This is a genomic window from Flavobacterium seoulense (assembly GCF_000695795.1).
GTDB classification, from domain to species: domain Bacteria; phylum Bacteroidota; class Bacteroidia; order Flavobacteriales; family Flavobacteriaceae; genus Flavobacterium; species Flavobacterium seoulense.
Genome location: NZ_JNCA01000001.1, coordinates 74217 through 85614, shown reverse-complemented (window position 1 = coordinate 85614; position 11398 = coordinate 74217). Strand labels below are relative to the sequence as shown.

The window sequence follows — 11398 nt, the reverse complement described above, 5'->3', positions numbered from 1 at the left end:
CAAGACTAAATTTAGATACAATCCGGACATAAACCAGATAGCGTAAAATTGACTTGCTTAACCAAATAATTTTTGGGAACGTTAAAAGAAGGTTCGACCGAATCCAGACAAGTAACCGAATGACATTTTTCACAACTAAAATGTACATGATTGTGCGTGTGATGATGATTGTCATGATGATGACAGGCTGCATATTTAATTGTTCCATCGGGCGTAGCAATTTTATGAATCACATCTTCAGCAACCAGGCGATCTAAAACTCTGTAAATAGTGACTCTGTCACACAATTCCTGATTCATTTTTTGAATTTCGGCATGTGACAAGGCTACTTCCGAATTTTTTATCAATTCTAAAATAGCCGATTTAGCGATGGTATTTCGGGTGTTTTTCATTTTTTACAAAATAAAACGCAACTTTGTTGCATTTAAAAATAAGATCTTTATATTTGCAACACAATTGCACTAAGCAAAGATACAAGAAAAGACAACAATAGAAAGTTACCAACTTTAGGAATGAAAAAAAAATATACCATAATCAATGTGTTTCTGGCATTGGCAGTATTGTTTTCAATATTGTTCCAGTCGATACATGCTTATGAACATCATTCTGAACAAATAGCTGCAAAATATTCGCAGCAGCATTCTAAAAACAAAACTGACATAAATAACGACCATAGTGTTTCTGAAAAATGTTTCAGTTGTGATTTTAGTTTTAGCTCGTTTACTACCCATGATTTTTATGTATTTAGCTTCCATAAAAACAATGTAGTAAAAACTTCAGTTTCATTATTTTTCGAAAAATCTACTTCATTTTTTACAGGAAGTCTTTTTGCTCTTAGAGCTCCCCCTATTTTTTTATCATAAATCTGCAGTACTTATAAAACTACTTTGAGATAGGTGTTTATTTAACAAATTGTAAATAAATCATTTATCTGTAAAAGACTGTAGTTGCATTCAAAGGGCATTAATTTTAACTGGAGTTTCTCTCGTTTCACAGCTGTTATGATTTGCGATTATTCGTAAACCATAGCAGAACATTTATGGCAACTTGCTGTAAAACTTTTTACTGCTCTCCCACAAAGTTTTAATCAAAAGAGATTAAAACTCATACTGCAATTTGGGTACTGATTTGCTACTAGATCCGGATTAGAATTAAACCTTAAAAAAAGGTTTAGCCGATTCTTTTTTTACTAAAAAATTCTGCAGAAATCAAAATTTCAACTTACTGATCAATCCCATTTTAGCGGAAGATCAAATTTTATATTCACTAAAATCAAATAAATCATGAGAAAAAAATTGTTGCTTTCAACAGCTTTTGCCTTAACGCTTTTCACTTTTTCCTGCAGTAGCGACAATGAAAACATCGATACCGAATATCCTGTAATTGATATTTCCGGAGCTGATGCTTTTCCTATTCAGTGCAGTGAAATAACGCGCGGTCAGAAACTCATTTTCAAAGCCCGTTTCACAGACAATGCCGCATTAGGGTCTTATAGTCTTGACATCCATCACAATTTTGATCATCACACACACAGTACCGAAGTAAGCAACTGTTCTACTGATGCTAATAAACAAGCGGTAAAACCTCTTTTATATCTAAAATCGGTTAATATACCAGAGGGTCTAAAATCCTATGATGCGGTACAGGAAATTGATATCCCAGTTCATATTGATCCGGGAGATTATCACTTCTTGATCAAATTAACGGACAAAGAAGGATGGCAAAGTCTTAAAGGTTTAAGCATCAAAATCAAATAAAAATTAATAATTAAATACCAATAACCTATGAATGCAAATTTTTTCAAAAAAGCACTTTTTATTCTTGGAACTGCTTTATTTTTCACTGCCTGTTCAAATGATGATGATAATGCAATAAGCGGACCATCTATCCAACTTTTAGAAGTAGGCACAAACAATAGTTTACAAGCTTTTGCGGGTGCCGATTTACACTTAGAAGCTGAGATTGAAGCTGCCGCAAATATTGATAAAATAGAAGTAGAAATTCACTCAGAAACTACTGGTGGATGGGAATTAAATAAAATTTTTACCGAAGGATATTCGGGTGCAAAAAACGCAACTTTTCACGAACACATTGATATTCCTGCTGATGTAGCTCCAGGCGATTATCATTTGCATATTAAAGTAACCGATAAAAACGGAAACAGCAAAGAAGCCGAATCAAAATTAGCAATCGTATTAAAAAATCCAGCCGCTGCTTTAGTTTTCACACCCGTAACCGGAACAGGAGTTGAAGGTCATGGCGATCACTTTCATGGCTTAGCAGCAGAAGTTCTTGGAACACCAATAACAGTTACGTTTGATGAAAATGGTAATGCTATTTCTGGCGGACATTTACATTTGAATCCTACAGCGATTTACAAAATTGCTCTAAAAACCTATGACAATAAAGGAGCTGAAACTCAGAATAAATATATTGCTGATGCTGCAACTGCTACAAATTACAAAGCGTTTTTAGTAGGTGGAAGTTTTGTTTTAAATGCTGCTACAGCCAATGGAACCGGTGCTATTTTTCAACCTCGTGAAGCTACTTATGCTGACGGAACTACAGGATCTACAACCGCAACTACTTCAACAGGAGTTACAACTTACCTTACTATTGGTACAGATAACAAAGGTGAAAAAGATGTAACTTTTGTAATGCGTAAAGTAAATACAGGTGTTAAAACAACTATTACCAGAGCCGATTGGAACCGTGCTGATTATGCAACTGCTTTTGCGGGTTCAAATGAATTAGAATTAAAATTTGAAATTCACGCAGAGTAATTCACAACAACAATTCATACAAAAACAGATTCTTATACTGCAACTATAAGGATCTGTTTTTCCTATTTAAACTGATTTTTCAGTCTCAATTTTTGATTAAAACATAGTACAGGAATGCAACTTACTTATAAATTTCAACTTTTATTGTTCTTTTTATTTGGTTTTGTAACGTTAACAAATGCGCAAAACAACACCATTTCAGGAAAAGTAACTACTTATGATGGCACTCCTTTAGCAGCTGCGATAGTGACCATCACCAATTCAGGAAAAAGTGTACTCACCAACAGCAATGGTCTGTATTTTTTTGAAAATGTTACTGAAATTAAAAGTATCAAAGTGACTTTTAGTGGTTATGAATCAACAAAAATTACGGTTTCAAAAGCGCAAATTGGAACAGTTTTACCGGATATCAAATTGGTTCCTGAAATGAAAGAATTAGAAGAAGTTGTAATTTCTGGATCGTATGCTGATAAGCGAAAAAAAGAAGAATCATTAAATCTTGAAATTGTAAGCCAGAGTTATATTCAACGTAATTTGGGCGGTAGTTTGATGCAATCACTTCAAAGAATTCCTGGCGTAAAAACCATTTCTATAGGTTCTGGCAGTTCTAAACCTTTAATTCGCGGTTTGAGTTTTAATCAAGTAGTTGTAGTTGAAAATGGTCTGAAACACGAAGGGCAACAATGGGGTGCCGATCACGGACTCGAAATCGATCAATACAATGTGAGCCGGGTTGAAATTATAAAAGGACCTTCTTCCTTTATGTTTGGTTCGGATGCTATTGGCGGGGCTGTAAATATTCTGCCGGCACCGTTACCGAAACTGCATGCTTTTGGAGGAAATATCGATTTTACCGGAAAAAGCAATAATGCTCAAATTGGCGGTTCTTTTAATCTCTATGGTCGAAATCATAATTGGTTCTTTGATTCCCGCATTACTGCTATGGATTATGCCGATTATCGTGTACCAACCGATAAAGTTCAAGTGTACAATTTTACAGTTCCTTTATACAAAAATCATTTGCGTAACACCGCCGGACAGGAATTGGATTTTCATACCAGTACGGGCTATGTTTCTGATAAATTCAAATCTATTTTTCACATCAGTAATGTCAATTCAAAAAGTGGTTTTTTTGCCAATGCCCACGGTCTTGAACCCCGAAATGTAGATAACGAATTGCATGATAGTTCTAATCGGGATATTTTAATGCCGTATCAGCAAGTGAATCATTTTAAAATAAGTAATACAACCAGTTTTAAAATTCACAATCATAAATTGGAAACAAAATTGGGATTTCAAAATAATTTCCGTCGTGAATGGAGCCAATATGTCAACCACGGCTACATGCCACCCATTTATCCTGAAGACATGTACGCCCCTGAAAATTTAGAAAGACAATATGATAAAAATACTTTTTTATTTAGCGTTAAAGATGAATTTGAGTTAGGTCGACACCAAATTACAATAGGAGCTAACGCTGAAACCCAAGAAAATAAAATTGGAGGTTGGGGATTTTTAATTCCGGCTTTTAATCAATTCAATACCGGTTTATTCGTTCATGACAAAGTACAGTTAAAAGACGATTGGATGATAAATGGCGCTTTGCGTTTTGATTACGGAAAAATCAATGTAAAACAATATACCGATTGGTTTCCAAGTGAGGTAGAAATCGATGATCAGATTACAGAACAATATTTGGATAGAGCCGAAAATTTCAGTCGTGCATTTTCAAGTTTCAACTGGTCTATAGGAACTAATTATAATCCTGGAAAATTAGCCCTGAAGACGAATGTTGGAACAGGGTTCAGAATGCCAATTGCAAAAGAATTAGCATCAAATGGTGTAAACTATCATTATTACCGTTATGAAAGAGGAAATCCTGACTTAGATCCCGAACGTTCCTATCAATTTGATTTTGGAATAGAGTGGAAAGAGCAAAAGTGGTCGGTTGAATTGACTCCTTTTTACAATTATTTCCCAAATTACATTTACTTAAATCCAACAGCGGAGCATGATTTATATTACGGTGCCGGAAATCAGGTTTTTAAATACGAGCAAAGTGAAGTCAATCGTTATGGTACAGAATTACAGTTGCGATATCAGTTTGCGTATAATTTGACAGCCGAAGTTTTAGCTGAATATCTTTATACCGTACAACTATCCGGAGCCAAAGAAGGTTATACGTTGCCGTTTTCACCTCCTGCTTCCGTGCTTACGGGAATTACTTATAATCCAGAAATTAAAAACTTAAAAGATACTTATTTAACACTCGATTACCGTTACACAGCCGAGCAAAACCGTATTGTTCCTCCCGAAAAAATGACACCGGCTAGTCATGTTTTTAACCTGGTCGCAGGCACAAAGTTTAAAGTAGGGAAAGAAGACATTAACCTGAGTTTACAGGTGCAAAATCTTTTTAACACACGCTATTTAAACCACACGAGTTTTTATCGATTGATTGAATTACCAGAAACAGGGCGAAATTTTATAGTGTCTGTAAAAATTCCGTTTTCAATATCTAAATCTAATTAACAAATCCCATTCCTTATGAAAAACAATTTTTTCAAACTTATTTGCTTATTTACCTTATCATTATTTGTGCTCTCCTGCAGCAATGATGATGAGCAGCAAGCTCAAAAACCAACAATAGATAAAATAGAACTTGGACTAGGAAATAATGAGATAGGCATTATAGGTCAGGACTTTCATTTTAATGCAGAAATTAAAGCTGGAGATAAGATAAAAAATGTAGAGATTAAAATTAATCAGATCATTACAGAAACATATTCTAAAGCATGGTCACATCAAATCATCTGGGAGCAGTATGCCGGAGTAAAAAATGCTGTTGTACATAAGCATTTTGATATTCCAGCAGATGCCGCAGAAGGAAAATACAGCTTTTTAATTGTTGTAACTGACCAGAATGGGACTAAAATTGAAGAAAAGAGAACCTTGAATATATATGCTCCAGAAAATCTTCCGCTTGATCTTAAATTTGATTTTGGAATAGACGCTGTTGATTCAAATTTTAATAACATCAGAATAATGTATTCACTAGGTAATATTTACCATAATGGATTTTATAAATCAGACGAAGCTATTAACGAAAATGAATTTCTTGCACCTATAGTAAGCGTTGCCGCAATAAAGGGAGATGGTAGAATGTATTGTCTTATTATTAATAAAAAACATAATCACAAACCTGAAACAATAGCATCCATAGATTTCTCAAAAGCTATTGTAGCTGATTTTTGGGAGCATAAAAATCTGGCAGAGTCACGGGCTGGTTCAAACATGTATAATTTTGCTACAAATCCATTAACAATAATTTATCCTTCAATTAGAATTGGTGCTGCTTCTGACAAAAACTTTCCTTCGCCAAGTCCCATTATAAATTTAAAAAAATGGGAATCAGGTCAATACTATGTCGGCTTCATTTATCATAACACCACCTACAACATGACGGTATTCCATTACGGAGAAATTACAGTGAAGATGAACTAGACTATTATTTTATCATTTAATAAATCATGCTTTATCATAATTCATTCTCCAGTGATTAGAGTCGAAAATTCAAAAATTATTAACTCTGTTTCATTTTTAGCTATTAAAAAGATAAAAACGTCTGCAACACCTTACCGAATCTCCATTTTTGGTCATAAAAACAGTGCTGGACACTAACTTATAAATTCTAAACATTTAAAAGGCATACAGTAACTTTTGTATGCCTTTTTTTGATTACAAAATCTCTATTTCCAACTTAATTAATTAGTATTCTGAATTATTTCGATTTTTTATTTTGTTAATCAAATATTATTTTTAGTTTTGTCTAAAAATTAATTTATTCAAAATGAAAAATATAATTACACTAATCTTATTAATTAGTATATCAACTCTTCAGGCACAGGAAAATGGGAAAATTTCAGGAACAGTACGATCTAAAACTACTACAGTTCCTTATGTGAATATTGTGATTAGTTCTTTGAAAAAAGCGACGGTTACAAATACTGAAGGAAATTACAAGCTGGAAAAAATTCCGTTTGGCACTTATGAAATTCAGGTGAATGGTTTGGGTTTTCAAACCGTAAAAAAGACAATAACCATCAACAATAACGAAATTCAAGAAGTCAATTTTGATGTAACTGATTTTCAAAACGACCTCAACGAAGTAGTGGTAACAGGAACAAAAACTTTCAAACGAAAAACTGAAAGTCCTGTAATTGTAAATGTGCTTAACAGCAAAATGCTCGATAATTTACAGGTTTGTAATTTATCTGAAGGATTAAAATTCCAACCTGGTTTACGTGTAGAAACGGATTGTCAAACCTGTAATTATACGCAATTACGCATGAACGGATTGGCTGGTGGCTATTCTCAAATTCTAATCAACGGAAGACCTATTTTTAGTCCGTTAATGGGTTTGTACGGTATGGAACAATTGCCTGTAAACATGATTGAACGTATCGAAGTGGTTCGCGGCGGAGGTTCATCTTTATACGGTTCCAGCGCCATTGGCGGAACAGTAAACGTAATTACAAAAGTCCCTAAAAAAAACGCTTTCGAAATCAATTCGACCTATTACAACATTGGCGGAAAAAGCAATGATTACAATGTAAACGGAAACGCAACCATAGTCAATGAAAACAAAAACGCAGGAGTTTCTTTGTTTATGAGCCATCGCGAACGTGAACATTATGATGCCAATGGTGATAATTTTTCGGAAATTCCTTTAATCGAAAACAACTCTTTTGGAGCTAATTTCTTTTTACTTCCAACAGAAAATCAAAAGATAGAATTAAGTATCAGTAACCTCAACGAATATCGTTTTGGTGGTGAAATCACAGATAAAGCTGCTTATCTAACCCAACAATCGGAGGAACGAAATCATAAAATATGGTTAGGAAGTTTAGATTACCAAATCAATTTTAACAATGATAAAAGTTCTTTAATTACGTATGCTGCCTGGCAAAACACCGACAGAAAACATTACACAGGAATTTTTCCGGATGAACCAGCCGAAATTGAAAATCATTTAGCCAATCCGCCTTATGGAATTTCGACAACGCAAACTGTACAAGGTGGTTTTCAGTTCAACCATAAACTGGATAATTTTTTAAACGGAACCAATGTATTTACTATTGGATCAGAATACATTTCGGATAAAGTTTTTGATCAGATTACTTCTTATAATTACTTAATTGACCAACACACTAAGGATTTAGGAACATTTGTACAAAGTGACTGGGCAATTCTACCAAGTCTGGATTTACTTTCAGGGATTCGTTTTGACAAACACAATTTAGTTGATAAAATCATTGCTAGTCCACGTTTGGCATTACTTTACAAATACAAAACCAACACTCAATTTAGACTAAGCTACGGAACAGGTTTTAGAGCTCCTCAGGCTTTTGATACAGATTTGCATATTGCCTTTGCCGGCGGCGGTGTTTCCAGAGTAATTTATGATCCAAATTTGCAAAAAGAGCGTTCTCAAAGTTGGAGCGGTTCTATCAATTATGACAAAGCAACCGAAAATTTCATTACAGGATTTACACTTGAAGGTTTTTATACGCGCTTAAAAGATGCTTTTGTTTTGGAGAACATTGGCGAAGACGAATTTGGAGAAGTTTTCGAAAAACAAAATGGATCAGATGCTATTGTAAAAGGAATTACATTGGAATTACGTGCAAATTTTAATAAAAAATTACAATTGGAAGCAGGATATACTGTTCAAACCAGTAAATATAACGAAGCCGTAACTTATATTGACGGCGTTGCTCCTACCAAGGATTTTTTAAGAACACCCAACCAATACGGATTTGCCATGGCGACTTTTACACCAAACAAAAAATGGAATATCAACCTAAATTATGTCTATACAGGAAAAATGAAAATTGCTCATTTTGCTGGTGCTCCAAATCAAACGATAGACGAAATGATTACTACAAAATCTTTTTCGGAACTAAATTCAAAAATTGGTTATACCGTTGAAAGCAAAAAATTAGGTTTTGATTTCGAAATTTACAGCGGCTTAAAAAACATGTTCAACGCCTATCAATCGGACTTTGATTTAGGCAAAAATCGTGATAGCAACTTTGTATATGGTCCTGCGTTACCAAGAACAGCTTTTATAGGATTAAAAATCTGTAATTAATCTCAAAACGGCTTCATAATTCCTTATTTTTGAGAAGAATTCGCTTCTAATCTTATGAAACACTTCCATTATATTTTTACTGGTTCGGGTCTGGCTGCATTAATGACGGCGTATAAAATGGTTCAATCTGGAAAATATACCGATAAAAGCATTTTATTATTGGATGAAAATCCAAAAAAAACTAATGACAGAACCTGGTGTTTTTGGGAAAAAGAAAATTCGATTTGGGAATCCATCGTTTCAAAAAAATGGGATTCGGCTTTGTTTGCCAATACTGATTTTAAGCGAAATTTAGAAATCCAGCCTTACCAATACAAAATGATTCAGGGACTGGATTTTTATAATTTTGTCTTCGAATTACTTTCGAAAGAAAAAAACATCACTTTTCTAAACGAAAAAGTAACCGATATTAATGAACTTGAAAATCACGTCTATGTCGCTTCCGAAAACAATTCATTTACCTGCGACCGTGTTTTTAATAGTATTTACAACAAAGCTGTTGTTGGTAACCAAAATAAATATCCTGTTTTACAACAGCATTTTATTGGTTGGAAAATAAAAACTTTCGAAGCCGTTTTTAATCCGGAACAAGCTACTTTTATGGATTTTTCGGTTGCCCAAAAAGGCAATACAAGATTCATGTATGTCTTGCCCGTTTCGAAAAATGAAGCTTTGATAGAATACACACTTTTCTCGGCTGACCTTTTAGAGAAAGAAGAATATGAATCGGAAATTGAAAATTACATTCAGAAACTAGGCATTCAAAATTTTGAAATAACCGAAAAAGAACAAGGCAGCATCCCGATGACTTGCTATCCTTTTTGGAAAAAAAACACTAAAAGAGTTCTGAATATAGGAACTGCCGGCGGATGGACTAAAGCCAGTACAGGTTACACTTTTAAAAATGCTGATAAATATTCGACCCTATTAGTTCACTTTCTTCAACAGCAAACCGACTTTAGAAAATTTCATCGAAAAAGTAAATTCTGGTTTTATGACTTGTTACTATTAGACATTTTAGACCGAAAAAACGAGTTGGGTGCTTCTATTTTTTCTTCGATGTTCAAAAATGGAAATCCTGCTTTGATTTTTAAATTTCTGGATGAAGAAACTTCTTTGCCGGAAGATATTCAGGTAATTTTAAAATGTCCTAAAATGGTTTTCATCAAAGCCTTATTCAAATCAAGGCGCTATTTATAACCTCATAAATGGCTATCAAACTATAACAAAACTTTATAATCGAAGTCAAAAATTTCAGTAGATTCTTCGTAACTTTGCCTATTCAAAAATTACAAATTAAAACACAAACGATATGTATCCACAAGAAATGGTAACTCCAATGCAAGCAGAACTAACTGCTGCTGGATTTCAAGATTTACATAGTGCACAAGAAGTTGACAACGCTATTAAAGCCGAAGGAACAACATTAGTAGTTGTAAACTCTGTATGTGGTTGTGCTGCAAGAAATGCACGTCCGGGAGCAAAAATGAGTTTACAAGGTGCTAAAAAACCTGATCATTTAATCACTGTTTTTGCAGGAGTTGATAAAGATGCTGTTGATGCAGCAAGACAACATATGTTTCCTTTCCCTCCATCATCGCCATCTATGGCGTTGTTCAAAAACGGAGAATTGGTTCACATGTTAGAGCGTCACCACATTGAGGGTCGTCCGGCTGAAATGATTGCTGAGAACTTACAAGATGCTTACAATGAATTTTGCTAATACAATTTAACCGCAAAGAATACTAAGTTTTACGCTAAGTTCGCAAAGATTTCAACCGCAGATTCACAGATTTTTAATGTGAGTTTGCGGTTTTTATTTAACCACAAAGGACACCAAGTTTTTCGCAAAGATCACAAAGCATACTTCACTAAACTTAATTGCCTTAACGGTTTATTAAAAAACTTCCTGACTTTGCGTAAAACTTTGCGAACTTTGCGGTATAACATTCGCCTAAACCTTGGAAAAACAACTCAAAACCATCAGCTTCACTATTATCGAAAACGGAACTAGGATTCCCGTTGTAACACGTCATGGAAGATACCCTAACTTGATGTTCTTGCTTAAAGACGAATTACAACTGGAAAGTTTTGGTGAATGTGGCGGTGTAGGTCGTTGTGCTACCTGTGTGATAAAAACCAAAGGTATCACTGGAAATTCAGCTATAAAAGACCGTAATGAACCTAATACTTTGGCGCAATTAGGGTTTGATGAAGACAACATCCGCCTGAGTTGCCAAATCTACATTACAGCCGATTTAAATGCTGCTGAAATTAGTCTTATGGAAGTCTAATCCGTAATGTTTTTTAACCACAAAGAGCACTAAGTTTTTTACGCTAAGTTCACAAAGCATTCTTAACTAATCTTAATCTTTGCGGGCTTTGTGCATTCTTTGTGACCTTAGCGGTTAAGTATAAAAAAAGCCACAACATCAGTTGCAGCTTTCTTTAATATCTTTTA

10 protein-coding genes are annotated in these 11398 nt (G+C 34.3%); 9 read left to right on the top strand and 1 reads right to left on the bottom strand.

Annotated elements, in window-relative coordinates; genetic code table 11:
* Positions 1-11: 11 nt before the first annotated feature.
* Positions 12-392, bottom strand: coding sequence for a Fur family transcriptional regulator (locus tag FEM21_RS00235; RefSeq protein ID WP_035656601.1), 381 nt, complete (start codon positions 390-392; stop codon positions 12-14).
* A 120-nt stretch (positions 393-512) separates the two neighbouring features.
* Here FEM21_RS00235 and FEM21_RS00230 point away from each other — a divergent pair, with 120 nt between their 5' ends.
* From FEM21_RS00230 to FEM21_RS00185, 9 genes are all read left to right on the top strand, one after another.
* Positions 513-863, top strand: a complete 351-nt coding sequence (locus tag FEM21_RS00230) for a hypothetical protein (protein WP_035656599.1) — start codon at positions 513-515, stop codon at positions 861-863.
* Positions 864-1283: 420 nt separating this feature from the next.
* Positions 1284-1757 carry a DUF4625 domain-containing protein gene (locus FEM21_RS00225; RefSeq protein WP_035656598.1) on the top strand — a complete coding sequence of 158 codons (474 nt, stop codon included), beginning with the start codon at positions 1284-1286 and terminating at the stop codon, positions 1755-1757.
* 27 nt (positions 1758-1784) lie between these two features.
* Entirely contained in the window at positions 1785-2783 is a 999-nt protein-coding gene (locus FEM21_RS16060; RefSeq protein ID WP_051627413.1) for a DUF4625 domain-containing protein, read from the top strand.
* Positions 2784-2897: 114 nt separating this feature from the next.
* A complete protein-coding gene (locus tag FEM21_RS00210; RefSeq protein WP_035656595.1) occupies positions 2898-5315 on the top strand; it encodes a TonB-dependent receptor in 2418 nt (805 codons plus the stop codon).
* A gap of 15 nt (positions 5316-5330) precedes the next feature.
* Positions 5331-6287, top strand: a complete 957-nt coding sequence (locus FEM21_RS16055) for a DUF4625 domain-containing protein (protein ID WP_051627412.1) — start codon at positions 5331-5333, stop codon at positions 6285-6287.
* Positions 6288-6633: 346 nt separating this feature from the next.
* Positions 6634-8937 (top strand): TonB-dependent receptor, encoded by a 2304-nt coding sequence (locus tag FEM21_RS00200; protein ID WP_035656592.1) that lies wholly within the window; start codon positions 6634-6636, stop codon positions 8935-8937.
* A gap of 54 nt (positions 8938-8991) precedes the next feature.
* Positions 8992-10137, top strand: coding sequence for a lycopene cyclase family protein (locus FEM21_RS00195; RefSeq protein WP_035656590.1), 1146 nt, complete (start codon positions 8992-8994; stop codon positions 10135-10137).
* A gap of 112 nt (positions 10138-10249) precedes the next feature.
* Positions 10250-10660 (top strand): BrxA/BrxB family bacilliredoxin, encoded by a 411-nt coding sequence (locus FEM21_RS00190; RefSeq protein ID WP_035656588.1) that lies wholly within the window; start codon positions 10250-10252, stop codon positions 10658-10660.
* Positions 10661-10898: 238 nt separating this feature from the next.
* Complete coding sequence (locus tag FEM21_RS00185; protein ID WP_035656587.1) at positions 10899-11231, top strand: 2Fe-2S iron-sulfur cluster-binding family protein; 333 nt, start codon at positions 10899-10901, stop codon at positions 11229-11231.
* Positions 11232-11398: the final 167 nt, after the last annotated feature.

Bases quoted from the DNA above. Each gene is read 5' to 3' on its own strand.
- FEM21_RS00235 (WP_035656601.1), bottom strand. From the start codon at position 392: ATGAAAAACACCCGAAATACCATCGCTAAATCGGCTATTTTAGAATTG.
- FEM21_RS00230 (WP_035656599.1), top strand. From the start codon at position 513: ATGAAAAAAAAATATACCATAATCAATGTGTTTCTGGCATTGGCAGTA.
- FEM21_RS00225 (WP_035656598.1), top strand. From the start codon at position 1,284: ATGAGAAAAAAATTGTTGCTTTCAACAGCTTTTGCCTTAACGCTTTTC.
- FEM21_RS16060 (WP_051627413.1), top strand. From the start codon at position 1,785: ATGAATGCAAATTTTTTCAAAAAAGCACTTTTTATTCTTGGAACTGCT.
- FEM21_RS00210 (WP_035656595.1), top strand. From the start codon at position 2,898: ATGCAACTTACTTATAAATTTCAACTTTTATTGTTCTTTTTATTTGGT.
- FEM21_RS16055 (WP_051627412.1), top strand. From the start codon at position 5,331: ATGAAAAACAATTTTTTCAAACTTATTTGCTTATTTACCTTATCATTA.
- FEM21_RS00200 (WP_035656592.1), top strand. From the start codon at position 6,634: ATGAAAAATATAATTACACTAATCTTATTAATTAGTATATCAACTCTT.
- FEM21_RS00195 (WP_035656590.1), top strand. From the start codon at position 8,992: ATGAAACACTTCCATTATATTTTTACTGGTTCGGGTCTGGCTGCATTA.
- FEM21_RS00190 (WP_035656588.1), top strand. From the start codon at position 10,250: ATGTATCCACAAGAAATGGTAACTCCAATGCAAGCAGAACTAACTGCT.